Origin of the sequence: Ruicaihuangia caeni, from assembly GCF_029952955.1 — a bacterium.
GTDB lineage: Bacteria > Actinomycetota > Actinomycetes > Actinomycetales > Microbacteriaceae > Ruicaihuangia > Ruicaihuangia caeni.
In genome coordinates this window covers 734,711-752,998 of sequence record NZ_JASATX010000001.1, presented here as the reverse complement: position 1 = coordinate 752,998, position 18,288 = coordinate 734,711, and the positions used below count along the sequence as shown (strand labels likewise).

15 protein-coding genes and 1 pseudogene are annotated in these 18,288 nt (G+C 67.2%); 5 read left to right on the top strand and 11 right to left on the bottom strand.

Annotation, left to right across the window (positions count from 1 at the left end; translation table 11 throughout):
• Positions 1 to 2: 2 nt before the first annotated feature.
• From acnA to dut, 4 genes are all read right to left on the bottom strand, one after another.
• Entirely contained in the window at positions 3 to 2,813 is a 2,811-nt protein-coding gene (gene acnA / locus QF206_RS03470) for an aconitate hydratase AcnA (RefSeq protein WP_281487796.1), read from the bottom strand.
• A gap of 158 nt (positions 2,814 to 2,971) precedes the next feature.
• Positions 2,972 to 3,694, bottom strand: coding sequence for a DUF3159 domain-containing protein (locus QF206_RS03465; RefSeq protein WP_281487795.1), 723 nt, complete (start codon positions 3,692 to 3,694; stop codon positions 2,972 to 2,974).
• Positions 3,695 to 3,704: 10 nt separating this feature from the next.
• Positions 3,705 to 4,340: a DUF3710 domain-containing protein gene (locus QF206_RS03460; protein ID WP_281487794.1), complete on the bottom strand. Its 636-nt coding sequence runs from the start codon at positions 4,338 to 4,340 to the stop codon at positions 3,705 to 3,707.
• Positions 4,337 to 4,765, bottom strand: coding sequence for a dUTP diphosphatase (dut, locus tag QF206_RS03455; RefSeq protein ID WP_422785354.1), 429 nt, complete (start codon positions 4,763 to 4,765; stop codon positions 4,337 to 4,339). Before dut ends, QF206_RS03460 begins: the two co-directional genes overlap by 4 nt.
• 112 nt (positions 4,766 to 4,877) lie before the next feature.
• Here dut and QF206_RS03450 point away from each other — a divergent pair, with 112 nt between their 5' ends.
• On the top strand, positions 4,878 to 5,324 hold the full coding sequence (locus QF206_RS03450; protein ID WP_281487792.1) for a DUF3093 domain-containing protein: 447 nt from the start codon (positions 4,878 to 4,880) through the stop codon (positions 5,322 to 5,324).
• 15 nt (positions 5,325 to 5,339) lie between these two features.
• Here QF206_RS03450 and QF206_RS03445 read toward each other — a convergent pair whose 3' ends face one another.
• Positions 5,340 to 5,633, bottom strand: a complete 294-nt coding sequence (locus QF206_RS03445; protein ID WP_281487791.1) for a DUF4193 domain-containing protein — start codon at positions 5,631 to 5,633, stop codon at positions 5,340 to 5,342.
• A 194-nt stretch (positions 5,634 to 5,827) separates the two neighbouring features.
• Here QF206_RS03445 and sepH point away from each other — a divergent pair, with 194 nt between their 5' ends.
• Entirely contained in the window at positions 5,828 to 6,955 is a 1,128-nt protein-coding gene (gene sepH / locus QF206_RS03440) for a septation protein SepH (RefSeq protein WP_281487790.1), read from the top strand.
• A 37-nt stretch (positions 6,956 to 6,992) separates the two neighbouring features.
• Here sepH and QF206_RS03435 read toward each other — a convergent pair whose 3' ends face one another.
• Positions 6,993 to 8,117, bottom strand: coding sequence for an alkaline phosphatase family protein (locus QF206_RS03435; RefSeq protein ID WP_281487789.1), 1,125 nt, complete (start codon positions 8,115 to 8,117; stop codon positions 6,993 to 6,995).
• Positions 8,118 to 8,129: 12 nt separating this feature from the next.
• On the opposite strand from QF206_RS03435, the gene QF206_RS03430 reads away from it, so the two are divergent.
• The gene (locus QF206_RS03430) at positions 8,130 to 10,589 is read left to right on the top strand and encodes a DNA gyrase/topoisomerase IV subunit A (protein WP_281487788.1); all 2,460 of its coding nucleotides are present in this window, start codon (positions 8,130 to 8,132) and stop codon (positions 10,587 to 10,589) included.
• Between the two features lie 29 nt (positions 10,590 to 10,618).
• Positions 10,619 to 10,735, top strand: a pseudogene (locus QF206_RS12460) (pentapeptide repeat-containing protein); the annotation flags it as partial.
• Positions 10,736 to 10,746: 11 nt separating this feature from the next.
• Here QF206_RS12460 and QF206_RS03425 read toward each other — a convergent pair.
• Positions 10,747 to 12,825, bottom strand: coding sequence for a DNA gyrase/topoisomerase IV subunit B (locus QF206_RS03425; RefSeq protein WP_281487787.1), 2,079 nt, complete (start codon positions 12,823 to 12,825; stop codon positions 10,747 to 10,749).
• A 230-nt stretch (positions 12,826 to 13,055) separates the two neighbouring features.
• Between QF206_RS03425 and QF206_RS03420 the strand changes: the two genes are divergently transcribed.
• Positions 13,056 to 13,295, top strand: a complete 240-nt coding sequence (locus tag QF206_RS03420) for a DUF7455 domain-containing protein (protein WP_281487786.1) — start codon at positions 13,056 to 13,058, stop codon at positions 13,293 to 13,295.
• Between the two features lie 81 nt (positions 13,296 to 13,376).
• Here the strand turns inward: QF206_RS03420 and QF206_RS03415 are convergent, their stop codons facing one another.
• The 4 genes from QF206_RS03415 to QF206_RS03400 form a co-directional block, all read right to left on the bottom strand.
• The gene (locus QF206_RS03415) at positions 13,377 to 14,144 is read right to left on the bottom strand and encodes a hypothetical protein (RefSeq protein WP_281487785.1); all 768 of its coding nucleotides are present in this window, start codon (positions 14,142 to 14,144) and stop codon (positions 13,377 to 13,379) included.
• Positions 14,141 to 15,379: a Mur ligase family protein gene (locus QF206_RS03410; RefSeq protein WP_281487784.1), complete on the bottom strand. Its 1,239-nt coding sequence runs from the start codon at positions 15,377 to 15,379 to the stop codon at positions 14,141 to 14,143. Before QF206_RS03410 ends, QF206_RS03415 begins: the two co-directional genes overlap by 4 nt.
• Positions 15,380 to 15,385: 6 nt before the next feature.
• Positions 15,386 to 16,846, bottom strand: coding sequence for an RNA polymerase sigma factor (locus tag QF206_RS03405; protein ID WP_281487783.1), 1,461 nt, complete (start codon positions 16,844 to 16,846; stop codon positions 15,386 to 15,388).
• Between the two features lie 99 nt (positions 16,847 to 16,945).
• The gene (locus tag QF206_RS03400; protein ID WP_281487782.1) at positions 16,946 to 18,277 is read right to left on the bottom strand and encodes an MFS transporter; all 1,332 of its coding nucleotides are present in this window, start codon (positions 18,275 to 18,277) and stop codon (positions 16,946 to 16,948) included.
• Between the last annotated feature and the right edge of the window lie 11 nt (positions 18,278 to 18,288).

Here is an 18,288-nt window from a genome sequence, read left to right as displayed (position 1 = left end):
CCCTAGACGAGGCTCCTGAGCACGTACTGCAGGATGCCGCCGTTGCGGTAGTAGTCGGCTTCACCAGGAGTGTCGATGCGCACGACGGCGTCGAACTCCACGGTCTGCTTGCCGGCCGGTGAGAACTCGCTCGGCTCTGCGACGACGCGCACCGTCTTCGGGGTGACGCCCTCGTTCAGCGCCTCCAGCCCCGAGATCGAGATGATCTCGGTGCCGTCGAGACCCAGCGACTGGACGCTCTCGCCTGCAGGGAACTGCAGCGGCACGACGCCCATTCCGATCAGGTTCGAACGGTGGATGCGCTCGAAGCTCTCGGTGATGACCGCCTTCACGCCCAGCAGGCTGGTGCCCTTGGCCGCCCAGTCGCGAGAGGATCCCGAACCGTACTCCTTGCCGCCGAGCACCACGAGCGGAATGCCCCGCTCCTGGTAGTTGACCGAAGCGTCGTAGATCGACGACTGCGGACCGTCGGCCTGCGTGAAGTCACGCGTGTAGCCGCCCTCGACGCCGTCGAGCAGCAGGTTCTTCAGGCGGATGTTCGCGAATGTGCCTCGGATCATGACCTCATGGTTGCCGCGGCGCGAGCCGTAGGAGTTAAAGTCCTTGCGGTCGACTCCGTGCTCGGTGAGGTAGCGACCGGCCGGGCTGTCGGCCTTGATCGACCCAGCGGGGCTGATGTGGTCGGTCGTCACCGAGTCGCCGAGCTTCGCCAGCACCCGTGCGCCGGTGATGTCCCGCACAGGAGTGGGCTCGAGGGTCATGCCGTCGAAGTACGGAGGCTTTCGAACATAGGTCGACTCCGCGTCCCACTCGAACACTGAGCCCGCCGGCGTGGGCAGCGACCGCCAACGCTCGTCGCCGTCGAACACCGAGGCGTACTGGGTGCGGAACATGTCGGTGTCGATCGACTCGTCGATCGTGCGCTGCACCTCGGAGGCGTCGGGCCAGATGTCCTTGAGGTACACCTCATTGCCATCGGCATCCGTGCCGAGCGCATCACGCTCGAAGTCGAAGTTCATCGAACCGGCGAGTGCGTACGCGATCACCAGCGGCGGGCTGGCGAGATAGTTCATCTTCACATCGGGGTTGATGCGCCCCTCGAAGTTGCGGTTGCCCGACAGCACTGCGGTGACGGCGAGATCGTGCTCGTTCACCGCAGCCGAGATCTCGTCGGCCAGCGGGCCCGAGTTGCCGATGCAGGTGGTGCAGCCGTACCCGACCGTGTAGAAGCCGAGGGCCTCGAGGTCGTCGGTCAGTCCCGCCTTCTCGTAGTAGTCGGTGACGACCTTCGAGCCCGGCGCGAGCGTCGTCTTCACCCAGGGCTTGGCCTTCAGGCCCTTGTTCACCGCGTTCCGTGCGAGCAGGCCAGCCGCGAGCATCACGGAAGGGTTCGAGGTGTTCGTGCACGAGGTGATCGCCGCAATGGTGACCGCCCCATGGTCGATGACGAACTGCTCGCCCGTCGCCAGGTGCACGTCAACCGGTTGCGACACCGTCTTCGGGGCGTGGCTGCGATGCGTGTGCACGTGCTCGCTGTGCTCGTTCTCGGGCGTGTTTCCGGGCGGGTCGGATGCCGGGAACGACTCCGCCACCTCGAGGTCGACGAGATCGTGAACGACGGTCGTGTAGTTGGTGAGGTCGTGCTCGAACTGCGTCTTCGCGTTCGTGAGCTCGATGCGGTCCTGTGGACGCTTCGGGCCCGCGATCGACGGCACCACGGTGCCGAGATCGAGCTCGAGGTACTCGCTGAAGACCGGCTCGACCGCGGGGTCGTGCCAGAGGGTCTGGAGCTTCGAGTACGCCTCGACGAGCTGGACCTGCTCCTCGCTCCGCCCGGTGAGCCGCAGGTAGTCGAGCGTGACGTCGTCGATGGGGAACATCGCCGCAGTCGAACCGAACTCGGGGCTCATGTTTCCGATCGTCGCGCGGTTCGCGAGGGGCACCTGGGCCACGCCCTCGCCGTAGAACTCCACGAACTTGCCCACCACACCGTGCCGGCGAAGCATGTCTGTGATCGTGAGCACGACGTCGGTCGCGGTCACGCCGGCCGGGATAGAACCCTTGAGCTTGAACCCGACGACCTTGGGAATGAGCATCGACACGGGCTGGCCGAGCATCGCCGCCTCTGCCTCGATGCCGCCCACGCCCCAGCCCAGCACGCCGAGCCCGTTCACCATGGTGGTGTGCGAGTCGGTGCCCACGCAGGTGTCGGGGTACGCGCGCAGCGCGCCGTCGACAGTGCGCGTGTAGGTCACCTTGGCCAGATGCTCGATGTTGACCTGGTGCACGATGCCGGTGCCCGGGGGGACGACCTTGAAGTCGTCGAACGCGGTCTGACCCCACCGGAGGAACTGGTAGCGCTCGCCATTGCGCTGGTACTCGATCTCGACGTTGCGCTCGAGCGCGTCGGGAGTGCCGAAGAGATCGGCGATGACCGAGTGGTCGATCACCAGCTCAGCAGGTGCCAGCGGGTTGATCTTCTCGGGGTCGCCCCCCAGGGCCACCATCGCCTCGCGCATGGTGGCGAGGTCGACGATGCAGGGAACACCGGTGAAGTCCTGCATGACCACACGGGCGGGGGTGAACTGGATCTCGGTGTCAGGCTCGGCCGCGGCATCCCACGAGCCGAGAGCCTGGATCTGCTCCTTGGTGACGTTCTTGCCGTCTTCGGTGCGGAGGAGGTTCTCCAGCAGCACCTTCAGGCTGAACGGCAGCCGCTCGTAGCCGGCGACCTTGTCGAGCCGGTACACCTCGTAGTCGGTGGAACCGACGCGCAGGGTGTCCTTCGCGCCGAAACTGTTGATTGCGGACACTGATGTCTCCCTTGCTGACGTAGTCCCGATGGCACCTGCAGCCCTGCCGGCTCAGCACCCTCAAGCCTATTCCCGCGAATGCCGACGCGCCCAGGAGCCGGACGGCATCCATCGATGAAATATCTTGATGTCGAGATAAATCTTAGCAGCCGAGCACGTCAGTCGGCCGCCGCCACACGCTCGTACGCGCGGCGCACGAGCAGCCACGTGATCCACAGCGTCGCCGCGTAGAGCGGCACGCCCATCACGAGCTTGGTGACCGCAAGCGCTTCGGTCTGCGATGTGAAGTAGAGCGGCAGCTGCACCATCAAGCGAGCGGCGAAGACGCACGTCCAGAGCAGAGTCGTCACGGCAGCGACCCGGTACTTCGCCTTCTGCTCACGCCACTGGAGTGCATCGCCGGACAGTGCTCCCATGATCAGTCCGATCAGCGGCCACCGCACCAGCAGGCTCCCGAGCAGCAGCACGATCGCGCCGCCGTTGACGAAGAACCCCAGCACGAAGTTGTCCTCTGCGCGGCCCGACATGAGCGCAACGCCGGCAGAGAGCGCGATACCGACCGCGCCTGCGATAGCGCTGCTCACCGGTGTGCGGGTCACGAGGCGGATGCCGACGAAGATGAGCGCCACGACGAACGGAGCGACGACCGACGGCACCAGTTCCGAGTTCAGCGTGTACACGACGAGGAACATCGCGCCGGGAACGATCGTCTCGATCAGTCCCCGCACTCCGCCTACAGCCGCGAGCAGAGCCCGCGCCGAAGGGGCCTCGCCCGGCTCCACCTTGGCGATGCCGGACTTGCGCGCAGCCGTCTCCAGCGCGGCGGCGACCTGTTCCGGCGTGCTCGCTTCGCTACCGGTGCCTTGGGGCTCGGCGGTCATGCTGGAACGCTCACTCCGTCTCGCCCACCGCGCCGGGAGTCGTCGCCGGCATGTGCAGTGGGATGAGGTCGCGGGGAGGCATGGGGCTGTTGCCGCGCACGACGACGATGCTGCGGAAGAGGTCTTCGATCTTCTCGGCAGCCTGCTCGTCGACCGCGCCTTCTCCCGCGATGACACCGCGGAGGAACCATCGAGGTCCGTCGACACCGATGAAGCGGGCGATGCGCCGGCCGGTCTCGCTGCCGCCGGCGACGATGGGGATCTCGGCGAGCAGTTCCGGGCCGAAGGTGCCCTCGCGCTCGGTCGCCTTGCCGCCCTGCTTCGCGATCTGATCTGCGATCTGCGCACGGATCTCGTGCCAGAGCCCGCTCGACCGGGGTGCGGCGAAGGGCTGCACCTGAAGAGTGGAGCCCGCGTAGTCCAGCCCCACGGCGACCACTCGCTTGGTGCCCTCTTCGACCTCGAGCCTCAACTGCAACTCGGGCCGCGGCACGATCTTCACGCCGCCAAGGTCGACGTAGGGTCGGACCGCGTTGGCCTCGTCGGCGTCGAGCGGGCCCGCGACGCTGCGGTCCTCCGGCGCCGACTTCGAGTGCTCGACGGGAAGGTCCTCGTGCTCGAGCGCCTGCTCCGGGGTGTCGTTCATGCAGTGTCTCCAGTCTGTGCCGAGGCCGCCGAGGCGTAGCCGGTCGAGCCGAACCCTCCCGCGCCTCGCACGCTCTCGGGCAACTCATCGACCCCGACGAAGCGCACGCGCGGCACCGGCATGACGATCAGCTGCGCGATGCGGTCGCCGGGCTCTACCGTGTAGGGCTCGGAGGAGTCGGTGTTCAGCAGTGTCACCTTGATCTCGCCTCGGTAGCCGGCGTCGACGGTGCCTGGACTGTTGACCACCGTGATGCCATGCCGCGCCGCGAGTCCACTGCGCGGCACGACGAACGCGGCGAAGCCCTCGGGAAGTGCGATCGACAAGCCTGTCGGCACGAGCGCCCGCTGCCCGGGCGCGAGCACGAGCCGCTCGGTCGAGATGAGGTCGGCGCCGGCATCGCCCGGGTGGGCGTATTCCGGCATGTGCGAGCCCTTGAAGAGCACATCGACGATTTCTGTCACGCATCGAGGCTAGTGCAGGAGGGGCTTGGCGCACTGCCGAGCAGCGTTCAGCTAGATCTGGTCGAATACCCGTATGACGCTCTACCGAGAACGCCTGTGGCCAAGCGCCTGGATCTACTTGGCCTGCGCGCTCGTCATCCCAGCCACGATCCTGCTCTTCATGCCGATCAACGTTGGTGTCGGTGTGGCGACTGCCGTGGTGCTCTATGCCGGATGCGTCGTGCTGCTCATCGCCGCCTCCCCCACCATCGAGGTCGCCCCAGACGAACTCCGGGCCGGCAGCGCAAGGATCCCCATCTCGCTCACGGGCGAGGTGCGCTCGTTCTACGGTGACGAAGCGACACACGAGCGCGGTCCCGGCTTGGATGCACGGGCCTGGCTGATGGTGCGGGGCTGGGTGTCGCCCGTCGTGCGCGTCGAGGTGCTCGACGAGCACGACCCCGTGCCGTACTGGCTGCTGTCGACCCGGCGTCCGGAGGAAGTGGCCGCGGCGATCGCCGGAGCGAAGACCGCGGCCTGAACGAGCGGCCTGGGATCAGGCCGCGCACTCCTTGCAAATCGGTCCGAGGTCGGTCTCGTGGTCGAGCTGCGAACGGTGCTTCACGAGGAAGCAGTTCACGCAGGTGAACTCATCGGCCTGCGGCGGCAGAACGACGACGTCGAGCTCGACGTCGGAGAGGTCTTGGCCCGCGAGTTCGAAGCTGCCCGGGTTGTCGGCGTCATCGACATCCACAACCCCCGACATCTTGTCGGGCACGCGTTCCTTCAACGCCTCGATCGACTCGGATTCGTCGTCGCTCTTGCGCGGGGCGTCGTAGTCGGTTGCCATTCCCATCCACTTCTTGATCACTGGCCTGCAATAGGGCGGGCACAGTCTGCATCACTTCGCATGCATTTGCAAAACGGCCTGACGGCGCGTTCTGCTGCAGGGGTGAACTCACGGCGCGCCCGCCGTATTCCCGGGTCTGAGGCGGATCGCATGCGATCCTTTCGGGGACGATCCCAGCCGGAGGACACGCCAGCATGCAAGACCTCAGAGTCATCGGAGCCGAAGACGGCTCACTCCTGCTCACCTCGCAGGAAGGCACCCGATTCCGTCTCGCGGTCGATGAAACGCTGCGTTCGCGCCTGAAGCAGGCTTCACCGATTCCACGCCCGTCGCATAACGTCTCGCCACGGGAGATCCAAGCCCACATCCGCAGCGGGCTCTCGGGCCAAGAGGTCGCGGACCTCACCGGTGCGCCGATCGAGTACGTGCAGCGCTTCGAGACGCCCGTCATCGCTGAGCGTCAGTACATCGTCGAGTCCGCCCTGGCCGTGCCGGTTCATACTGCGGAGGACTCGGAGCCCCTCGGCGAAGGGCCGACGTTCGGGAGCGTCATCGCGGAGCGTCTCAACCACATGTCTGCGGAGCAGCCGCGCTGGTCGAGTTGGAAGGAACCAGAGGGCTGGGTCGTCAAGCTGTCATTCACGGTCAAAACGATCGAGCACGACGCGCGTTGGCGTTTCGAGCCCCGGAAGTCGGCGCTCGCTCCGCTGAACAGCGACGCCACAGCTCTCTCGCAGCAGGGCCCGGCACCCGACATGCTCATCCCCCGACTGCGGGCGGTCGGCGCGGACGATCGTGGAACCGACCAGACCCGGTTCGATAGCGCCGCGTTCGCGGTCACACGCCACGAGAGCGACGGCGCCGTCACGATCGAGCCGGTAGCACTGCCCCCGGAGCCGACGCGCCCGCAGCACGCTGCGGTCGCACGGCTCGGAGAACGTCGGGAGGTGCCAAGCGCCTCGACCGCGACTCCCGGCCAAACCGCGGATCTGCTCGAAGCGCTCCGCCGACGTCGCGGAGAGCGAGAGGCAGCACAGTACGAGCCGGAGCCGAGCGAATCGTCGCCCGGCCGCGGCATCCGTCTCGTCGAAGTCGCTCTCGATCAATTCGGAGCGAGCGAAGGCGTCACTGAACCGGCCGACGCCCGGGAAACGCCCTCCGCGAGCGCTTCAGACCCCAATGTGCGCACTCAGACCCAGCCGCTGCCGCAACAGACCGAGGCGGAGCCTTCTGCCCCGCAGCGTCCTCGCAAGGGCCGCGCCGCCATGCCGAGCTGGGACGAGATCGTGTTCGGCGCACGATCCGACGACGATCCCGCCTGACCTCCGGCCGGGAGTCGCCTGCGATCGCTGCCCACCGTCAGCCGGCGAAGGCTCCGAAACGAGCGAGCGGCACCTCGAGCTCCTCCTTGGTGAGCGATCCGTGCTGACCGATCATCGAGCGGCCCCGCATCGAGCGCTCATCGCGTGAGTCGTAGTACGCGACACGCTTTCGTGCTGCGACGAGCACATCTCCGATTCTCGGCAGCACCTCGGCATCCGTCTCTCCGAACCAGCCGGCCCGCACGATCTCCTCGCGTGTGACGACCCAGGCGCGGTCGCCTTCCGCGCTTCGCCACCGTTCGGCCACGGCGGTCGCGTCCTCCCACGGCTCGAGGTAGAGCTGCAGGCATCGGGGCTCTCCCCCGACATGGCGCACGCCGTCGACGAGTGCTGCCTCGGCGTCGAAGAGCACATGCGAGGAGGCGGGCACGTCGATCATCCCGTGATCGGCGGTCACGAGCATTCCCTCGTCCGCGCGAAGCAGCCGCGAGAATCCGTCGAGCTCCGCATCCACCGTTTCGAGCTGCTCCAGCCAGGCGGAGGACTCCCACCCCGACGAATGCCCCAGTTGGTCGAGCTCGGGAATGTAGAGGTAGACGAGGGCTCGGTCGTGGCGATCGAAGAGTTCGCGTGCAGCGTCGAAGCGGCCTCGCAGCGAATCGGAAGCCGCATACTGCGCCCCACGAAGGACCGCCCGGGTGAAGGCGCTCGAGGCGAACTTCCGCGCCCCGATCGCGAACGGCGCGACATGGTGATCGGATGCCGCGGCGAACACTGTGCGGCGGCGCTGCCACGTCGACGGGTCGACCTGGTCGAGGTCGTTGAGCTGGTTCAGCATCCTGTCGTGCTGCGGGTCGAGCACCCGATAGCCGACCATGCCGTGCTGGCCGGCGGGAGAGCCGGTCGTGAGCGAGGCGAGGGCTGCGGCCGTCGTGGTCGGGAAACCGCTCTCGGCGCGCTCGAGCCGCGGCGCACGCGACAGGGTGCGCGCGTGACCCGCCCTCGCTTGCAGCGCCTCGGCGCCCAGCCCATCGATGACGACGACGACCGCTTTGCGCACCGGGAGTGCCGCCAGGGGGCCGGTTCCATCGACGATGGCGGTGAGACACGCCGGAAGGAGATCGGCCAGACGCAGCCGCTCGGAATGCCGCGCCGGTAACATGTTGGCAATCCTATGACTGCCGCCGAAACACCCGAATCCGCCGTGCTCGGCGAACGCATCGAAGACATCGACGTAGCGACGGAGATGCAGACCTCCTTCTTGGAGTACGCATACTCGGTCATCTACTCGCGAGCACTGCCCGACGCTCGCGACGGGCTGAAGCCCGTGCAGCGCCGCATTCTCTACCAGATGAGCGAGATGGGCCTGCGGCCCGACCGCGGCCACGTGAAGTCGGCGCGAGTCGTCGGCGAGGTGATGGGCAAGCTCCACCCGCACGGCGACAGCGCCATCTACGACGCGCTCGTGCGGCTTGCTCAGGGCTTCACCATGCGAGTGCCGCTGGTCGACGGGCACGGCAACTTCGGGTCGCTCGACGATGGTGCTGCCGCCTCCCGGTACACCGAAGCTCGCTTGAATGCGGCTGCACTCCTGATGACCGACGGACTCGACGAGGATGTCGTCGACTTCGTACCGAACTACGACAACCAGCTCACGCAGCCCGATGTCCTGCCCGCGGCGTTCCCCAACCTCCTGGTCAACGGGGCGAGCGGCATCGCTGTCGGCATGGCCACCAATATGGCCCCTCACAACCTCGCCGAGGTGATCGCGGCCGCCCGGCATCTGCTCGAGAACCCCGAAGCCGGGCTCGAGGAGCTCATGGCGTTCGTGCCCGCGCCCGACCTGCCGAGCGGTGGCACCATCGTCGGACTGGAGGGTGTGCGCGAGGCCTACGCTTCGGGCCGCGGCGCGTTCCGAACGCGAGCCCGAGTGTCGATCGAGAAACTCACCGCGCGGAAGACCGGTCTCGTCGTGACGGAGCTTCCCTATCTCGTCGGTCCAGAGCGCGTCATCGAGAAGATCAAGGACGGCGTCAACAGCAAGAAGATCGCCGGCGTCAGCGATGTCACCGACCTCACCGACCGCAAGCACGGGCTCCGTCTCGTGATCGGCATCAAGACCGGCTTCGATCCCGAGGCCGTGCTCGAACAGCTCTACCGCCACACGCCGCTCGAAGACGGGTTCAGCATCAACAACGTCGCACTGGTCGGCGGCCAGCCGCGCACCATGGGGCTCAAGGAACTGCTGCAGGTCTACCTCGACCACCGTCTCGAGGTCGTGGTGCGACGCAGCAAGTTCCGTCTGGCACGGCGGCAGGAGCGCCTGCACCTCGTCGAGGGCCTGCTCATCGCGATCCTCGACATCGACGAGGTCATCCAGGTCATCCGGGGCAGCGACGAGGCGGAACAGGCCCGCGCGCGACTCATGGAGGTCTTCGACCTCAGCCAACTGCAGGCCGAGTACATCCTCGAGCTGCGGCTGCGGCGCCTCACGAAGTTCTCCCGAATCGAGCTGGAGAACGAGCGCGACCGCCTCGCCGCCGAGATCGAGGAGCTCCAGGCGCTGCTCGGGAGCCCGGCACTGATCCGCGAGCGGGTATCCGCGGAGCTCGAAGAGGTCGCCGAAAAGTTCGGCACTCCCCGTCGCACGCTGCTCGCTGAGGCGCCCGCAAAGGCCTCGACGCGCGCCGGCAAGAACGCCCCCTCGGTGCAGATCGCCGACGAACCGTGCCGTGTGTTCCTGTCCACCACGGGAAGGGCGGTTCGGGTCTCGACCGCCGAAGGCGCGCCCGGCATCGTGGTACCCACACGACGCGGCAGGCACGACGCCGTGCTCTCGAGCATCGACACGACCACTCGTGGCGAGATCGCCGCGGTCACGAGCGCGGGGCGCATCATTCGGTTCTCCCCCATCGGGCTCACGGCGGTCCCCGGCAATTCCGTGTCTCTCGCAGGCGGCGACAAGATCGCTGAGTACCTCGCGCTGACCGACAAGCGGGAACGAGTCCTGGCACTGGTCTCGCTCGAGCGCGAAGAGCCGGTCGTGCTGGGCACCGCCCAAGGCGTCGTGAAGCGCATCGCTCCTGGCGGCTTCCCCAACAAGCCTGCGTTCGAGTGCATCTCGCTCAAGGACGGCGATCAGATCGTCGGTGCAGGTCATGCCGCCGACAGCGATGAACTCGTATTCGTCACATCCGACGCTCAGCTCCTTCGCTTCCCGGCCTCGACCGTGCGACCACAGGGCGCGGCCGCAGGCGGCATGGCCGGCATCAAGCTCGCTCCAGACGCAAGCGTCCTCCACTTCGCTTCGATTCCCGCAGAGAGCGCCGCTGACACTGTCGTGGTCACGGTCTCGGACTCCGCCACGACCCTCGATGGCACGGATGCCGGGCGCGCGAAGGTGAGCGCGTTCGACCAGTTCCCGGCGAAGGGACGTGCGACCGGTGGCGTACGAGCACAGTCGCTCCTGAAGGGCGAGAGCGGGCTGCGGCTCGCATGGGTCGGCATCGCTCCCCCGCGTGCGCTGGGCGCTGATGGTGCGACTCGGGCGCTTCCGGAGGCCGGAGCACGTCGAGACGCTTCGGGCACCTCGCTGGATGCCGTGGTCGACTCGGTCGGACGCGCGATCGGCTAGAGCAACGCTCGTGCAAGCGACCGCGAGCTGTGCCCTGCCGGGTCGCTCGACCCCGCGGTTCTTGCCGCTCCGGCGTTGACCGCGGCGCGCTCACTGGGGCCCGCTTCACCGGGGCCCGCTTCAGTGGGGCCCGCTTCACTGGGGCCGCAGAGCAACCTCAGACGTCGATGCGTTCTTTCGAGACGCCGGCGCCGTCGATGATGAACTCCTTGCGCGGAGCGACGTCGTTGCCCATGAGCAGTTCGAAGATCCGGGCGGCTTCTTCGGCATCCGACAGCTGCACTCGACGCAGCGTGCGGTAACGGCGGTCCATCGTCGTGCTCGCGAGCTGTTCTGCGTCCATCTCGCCGAGCCCCTTGTATCGCTGGATGGGGTCCTGATACCGACGCCCGCGGCGTTCGAGATCGGCGAGCACACCCCGGAGCTCCTGCTCCGAGTAGGTGTAGATGGTCTCGTTCGGCTTCGAGCCGGGGTTGATCGCGACGACGCGGTGCAGAGGCGGCACGGCCGCGAAGACCCTGCCGGCCTCGATCATGGGGCGCATGTAGCGGAAGAACAGCGTGAGCAGCAGAGTGCGGATATGCGCACCGTCGACATCGGCGTCGCTCATGATGATGACCTTGCCGTACCGCGCCTGGTCGAGTTCGAAGGTGCGACCCGAGCCCGCACCGATCACCTGGATGATCGACGCGCATTCGGCATTGCCGAGCATGTCTGAGACGGACGCCTTCTGGACGTTCAGGATCTTGCCGCGGATTGGCAGGAGCGCCTGGTACTCGCTGTCGCGGGCGAGCTTCGCGGTGCCGAGTGCGGAGTCGCCCTCGACGATGAACAGCTCGCTCGATGCGGTGTCAGTGGAGCGGCAGTCGACGAGCTTCGCAGGCAGGGTCGAGTTCTCGAGGGCGTTCTTGCGGCGCTGAGTCTCCTTGTGCGCGCGCGCCGAGAGCCGCGACTTCATCTCGGCGACGATCTTGTCGAGCAGCAGCGACGTCTGGGCCTTGTCGTCGCGCTTGGTGGACGAGAAGCGCTCCTTCAGCCCTCGCGAGATCGCGTTGGAGACGATGCTCCGCACGGCCGGGGTGCCGAGAACCTCCTTCGTCTGGCCTTCGAACTGCGGCTCGGGCAGACGAACCGTCAGCACGGCTGTCAACCCGGCCAGCACGTCCTCCTTCTCGAGCTTGTCGTTGCCCACCTTGAGTCGGCGTGCGTTCGCCTCGACGTGAGCGCGCAAGGTCCGGAGCAGCCCTGCCTCGAATCCGGCCTGGTGCGTGCCGCCCTTCGGCGTCGAGATGATGTTCACAAAGCTCTTGGTGACCGTCTCATAGCCGGTGCCCCATCGGAGTGCGATATCGACGTGGGCCTCGCGTTCCACCTCGGTTGGGACCATATGCCCGTTCTCCTGCAGCACGGGCACGACCTCGGTGAACGTGCCGACATCGACGATGCGCCAGGTGTCGGTGAGCGGAGCGTCGATCGCGAGATGCTCGACGAACTCGGAGATGCCCCCTTCGAACAGGAACGTGTGCGTCTCCGGTGCCCCTCCGCGCTCGTCGGTGATGACGATCTCGAGGCCCGGCACCAGGAACGCGGTCTGCCGGGCACGCGCGATCAGCTCGTCGAGCTGGAAGGCTGCCCCCTTGGTGAACACTTGGGGGTCGGCCCAGTACCGCACGCGCGACCCGCTCACACCCTTCTTCACCTTGCCGACGACCCGCAACTCGCTCTTCGAGACGAAGGGCGTGAAGGCGGATGCCGGATCGGGTGCGACGCGGTCTGCGAACACGCCCGGCTCGCCCCGGTGGAACGACATCGCCCACGTCTTGCCGTCGCGGTCGACCTCGACGTCCAGCCGCTCCGAGAGCGCGTTCACGACCGAGGCGCCGACGCCATGCAGGCCCCCTGAGGCCGCGTACGATGTCGAGCCGAACTTGCCGCCCGCGTGCAGCTTCGTGAAGACGACCTCGACACCCGAGAGCCCCGTCTTGGGCTCGATGTCGACGGGGATGCCGCGAGCTCGATCCCGCACCTCGACGCTGCCGTCAGCGTGCAGCACGATGTCGATCCGGTTGCCGTGCCCCGCGAGGGCTTCGTCGACAGAGTTGTCGATGATCTCCCAGAGGCAGTGCATCAGCCCACGCGAGTCAGTGGAGCCGATGTACATGCCGGGGCGCTTCCTGACTGCTTCCAACCCCTCAAGCACTGAGAGGTGTCGTGCGGAATAGTCGGAACTCGCCACTGGCTCTCCTCGGGTCGTGTGGTCGCCCCAGTCGGACTTGGAGTCCGCCGGGTGTCCGCGGTTTCCCGCGGTGACCGAACCAGCGTAATCACCACTCGGCTCGGCATTCGCTCGACACCCTGGACCACGCGCTACGCGGTCAGCGAAACAGCCCCCGTTGAGGCAGGTTCCCAGGGCGCGGCGTGTTTACACTGGTGAACCAAGTTTCCCCGAGTCGTAAGGAGCAGAGGATGTCTCGGATCACCACCGGCGACGCCATCGCGGAGCTGCCTGCCCGGCCGGAACTCACCGCGCTCGATCGCTGCGACAGTTGCGGGGCGCAGGCGTATGTGCGGGTCACGCTCGAGAGCGGAGAACTCTCGTTCTGCGCTCACCACGCTGCGAAGTTCGAGCAGAAGCTCCGTCCTGTGGCGCTCGAGTGGCATGACGAGACCGATCGTCTGCTCGCCGAGGTCGAACAGGAGCGCTGACATTCAGGTCGCTGAACCCGACGTTCACCGACCAGCCGTTCACAGACCAACCGGGATCGAGTCGACGACCGGCCGCGCGGATCACCGCCGGCCGGTCGTCGCGTTCTCGGGCTGGTCGAGCTTGAGGCGTGCGAGTATGACGCGGCGGGCATCAGCAGCGATGGCATCAGCGCGTCGCGCGTGCTCATTGGTCGCGGTATAGCCGTCACCCAGGACCGAGGCGAGCACGTGGTCGGCCACGCCCGGGTTCTTGGCGAGCAGCGGCCCATGCATCGTCGTTGCGATCAGTCTGTCGTTGAGCACGCCTTCAGTGCCGTCGGCGCTGCCCGTCCCGTGCACCACTGCGCCGAGCGCACGCTCGCCAGTGGCCCTCCGGTACGCCCTGCCGTGGTTCTCGAAGCCCACGAGGCGGCCGAACCTCTCAGAGTCGATGACCAGGTCGTCGGTCACACGCTGCTCCAGCGCGGTCGCGCGTCCCGAGAGGATGCCGAGGCCTTCCACCTCGTGACCGGCAACCGTCACTGCTTCTCCGAGCGCATCCAGGCCCGCACCGGCCGCGATGATGAAACAACCGTCTTCGTGCCAGTCGGTGAGCGCCTGCGCCCATTGGCGAAGACGCTCGATGACCTCCGCTGCGGCGGGGTCGCCGAAGGTGCCGATCACCACCGCGTCGGGGCGGCCCTTCGGGAGGTCCTCACCGAGAGCCACCGGAATCAGCTCTGCCGCGAAGCCGGCCCATCGGGCGCGCTGGGCCAGGACCACCGCGTTGCCCGCGTCGCCGTTCACGTTGAGCGGCTCGCCGCCGAGTGCGAGGAAGCGTGCAGACCCGATTGAAGTCTCGCGGCTCATCGCAGCCCCAGGTGAGCGCGGGTGCGCCGCATCGAATCGGCTGTGAAGATCACCGTCTTGATTCCGTTCTCCGGGTCGGGCAGCGCGAGGAACTCGTCGAGCGCGCGACCGAGATCGGGTTCGACACGATCGACTGCGACGCCTTGATACACCAGTTGAAGCGCGATCTCCGCGGCTTTCGATCCTGTGGCGTACTGCACTCGGCCGATGCGGGACGCGTCGACCGGCCAGAAGTATGAGGGGTCGCGCACATCAGACCCCATGGCGATCAGCACCTGGTCGAGCCGCTCGGGCAACTCGTCGACATTCAGCTGGAAGCTCGCCGGGTTCTGCACGAGCACGAACTCCACCTCCCGGCCTCGCACCGTGACGATCTCGCCGCGCCCGAAGACCGGCTGGATGTCGCTCAGCGTCTCAGCCGCCAATTCGGCGTCGAAGCGCTCTCCGAGCAGTGCGCGGGCTGCGGCGATCGCGCCCGCAGCGTCAACGGCGAAATGCACGCCACGGGCCGGCATGGTCGCCATGATCGCCTCGGCGGGCGTGCCGATCGTGGTGTGGCGTCCGTTGACCGCCTCAACGATGGTCCCCTGCTCGATGCGGGCCGGGGTGGTGCGCGTGTAGCCGAGTCCGCGCGGGAGACTCTCGAACACGCGCCGACTCACACCGAAGCGATCGATGCGAGCGCGGATGCCGGGAAGGACCTCCGCCTCGAGCATCTCGTCGTCGCCGTTCGTCACGACGACTTCGGTAGCGCGCTCTGCGATGCGCCGCAGCATCCCGGCCACCTTCTCGGAATCGTGGAACCGGTCGATCTGGTCGGTCATCACGTTCGTCAGGAGCACGAGCCGGGCCTCCAACTGCGGCGCGATGAGCGCCCCGTGGCCCTCGTCCATCTCCAGGACCGCCATGTCGGCGTCGACACGACCGCGCAGATCCGCGCGTTCGAGCAGCGCCGATGTGAGGCCCTGGGTGATGTTCGCCGTGGAGGGATTCGTGAAGACGCGAACGCCGTGCGACTCCAGCAGGGCGACGAGCATCTTTGTGGTCGTCGACTTGCCGCTCGAGCCGCTCACGATCACAAGGCCTTCGGGAAAGCCCTTCAGCGCACTGCGCAGGAATCCCGGTGCGATCCGGTTGACGACGAGGCCGGGCACGGCGGAGCCGCCCCCCGGCTTTCTCAGCCGGGCGAGCGTCCGCACCACGCGACCGATTGCGATCGCGGCGCCATAGCGCACGAAGGCCTACTCCAGGTAGTCGCGCAGCGACTGAGAACGCGACGGGTGGCGCAGCTTCGCCATGGTCTTCGACTCGATCTGGCGGATCCGCTCGCGGGTGACGCCGAACGTGTCGCCGATCTGGTCGAGGGTCTTCGGCTGGCCGTCGCCGAGCCCGAAGCGCATGCGGATCACTCCGGCCTCGCGCTCACTGAGCGAGTCGAGGAGGCTCTCGAGCTGACGCTGGAGCATGGTGAAGCCCACCGCGTCCGCCGGCACGACCGCCTCGGTGTCCTCGATGAGGTCACCGAACTCGCTGTCTCCGTCTTCGCCGAGCGGGGTGTGCAGCGAGATGGGCTCGCGGCCGTACTTCTGCACCTCGACGACCTTCTCGGGCGTCATGTCGAGCTCGCGCGCCAGCTCTTCCGGAGTGGGCTCTCGGCCGAGGTCCTGCAGCATCTGCCGCTGAACTCGAGCCAGCTTGTTGATCACCTCGACCATGTGCACGGGAATGCGGATGGTGCGAGCCTGGTCGGCCATGGCACGCGTGATCGCCTGGCGGATCCACCAGGTCGCGTACGTCGAGAACTTGAAGCCCTTCGTGTAGTCGAACTTCTCCACCGCACGGATGAGGCCCAGGTTGCCCTCTTGGATGAGATCGAGGAACTGCATGCCGCGGCCGGTGTACCGCTTCGCCAACGACACCACGAGGCGCAGGTTGGCGCCGAGCAGGTGGCTCTTCGCGCGCTGTCCGTCGCGGGCGACCCACTCCAGCTCTCGCTTGAGCTTCTTGTCGATGCTGGGCGTGTTCGCCAGCTTGTCCTCGGCGAACAAGCCCGCTTCGATGCGCATGGCGAGCTCGACCTCTTCGGCGGCGTTCAGCAGCGCCACCTTGCCGATCTGCTTGAGGTAGTCCTTCACCGGGTCAGCCGTGGCGCCCGTGATCGCCGCGGAGTAGATGGGGATCTCGTCCTCATCGTCCTTCATCGACAGCACGATGGCGCCGCTGGGGAGCTCCTCGTCCTTGCCGGTCGAGACGGTCTCCTCCGACTCTTCAGCGGCCTCGTCGGTGGTGTCCTCGGCTGCTTCGGCCTCGTCCTCGACCTCGACGGGCTCGATCTCCTCGTCTTCCGCAGGCTCCTCGGAGGCAGCCTTGCCCCGCTTGGCGGCGGGCTTGCGGGTCGCCTTCTTCGGGGTCTTCGCGGCTTCCGTCGCAGCCTTCGCCTTGGGCTTCGCCGCTGCGCGCTTCTTGGGCGCCTCAGCCGTTTCCTCACCTGCGGCGTCGTCGGACGCCGCCTTGGCGGTTCGCTTGGCCGGAGCCTTCGCCTTCGCGGCGGAGGCGCTCTTCGGTGCGGCATCCGCCTGAACCGCGCCCTCAACCGACGCCGCGGCCTCGATCGGCTCCTCGGTCGCCTTGACGGTGGGTTTGGTCTTGCTGGTTGCCATTCGAGCACCTTTCCGGCGTATCAGGGCAGTACTAAGACCCATGTCAAGTCGGCCGCGTTCACGCAGAACACAGGCGCCGGATGACCGGGTCTTCCTTCGATTATTGCACGTTCGGCGGCGCTGCCCCTCCCGCGCCTCCCGCTAGGAGCGGCGGCGACGCCAACGCTCACGAAGTACAACCGGCAAAGGGGTCACGTCTATTCCTTGCCGCCTCAGCTCGGCGCGGGTGCGACGCCTGGTGATCAGCATGAAGACGACGCCGGTGCCCACCACGAGATACTGCACGGCGAACGCCAGTCTGAAGCGCTCGTGGGCATAGAGCTCGCTCGGGATGCCGGTGCCTCCGCTGAGTCGATCGAGCAGGTCGAGCACCAGGCCCACGAGGAACATCGTGGTGAACGTGGCGATGAATCCGCCCACGTTCACCACGCCGTTCGCGGAGCCGAGGCTTCTCGTGGGGTTGAACATGCGCGCGAAGTCGAACCCGATGAGCGAGGCGGGGCCAGCAGCTGCGAGGACCATGACCGCGACCATCACGACCCAGAACGGCGGACTCCCCCAAGGCCAATAGAGCATCACCGACTGCGCTAGCACCATGAGCGCGATCACACCGAAGACCAAGGTGCTTCGGCGCATCGGGTATCGACCGCTCAGGGCACCGAGCACCGGTCCAGAGACCACCGTGGCGGCGACCATGAGGACGAGCAGGGTGGACGCGAGAGTGGGCCCGAACCCGAACCCGACCGAGAAGAGCGGAAAACCCCAGAGCAGCGTGAGCACGTTACCGGGTGACTGCGTTGTGAAGTGCGTCCAGAATCCCAGCTGCGTCCCGGGCCTCCCAAGCGCCTGCACGAGGCGCTTGACGTTGCCGGTGGGCACGCCGATCGAGCCGGTGTCGACCGGCAGCCCCTCGGGCGCGTCCTTGATGACGATCAGCACGAGCACGATGGCGATCACGGACATCGCCGCGGCAGATAGGAATGCAGGGGTCCAGCCCGCTTCCCGCAGCACGATCGCCAGCGGGAACGCAGAGAGAATCTGCCCCGCCGCACCGAGCGAACCGAGCCACTGCGTCGCCTGCGACACCCGGCGCGGGCTGAACCACGACACCAGCAGGCGCGTCACTGAGATGAATGCGCTCGCATCGCCGGCTCCGACGAGCAGTCGGCCGCCCACCGCCAGGGGCAGCGTCTCCGAGACCGCGAGCACCAGCTGCCCGGCGATCATGAGCAGGCCCCCGGCGAGCAGCAACCGCTTCGGCCCGAAGCGGTCGATGAGCACACCGACAGGGATCTGCAGCGCTGCGTACACGATGAGCTGCACGACCGCGAGCATCGATAGTGCTGCTGCGGCGGCCGAGTAGCGCTCGGTCGCCTCGACCCCGGCGACCCCGAGCGAGCTGCGTTGCAGCACAGCGACCATGTAGGCGAAGACTCCTACGGCGAACACTGCCCAGGAACGCCGCGAATCCACCCGGTCAGTCT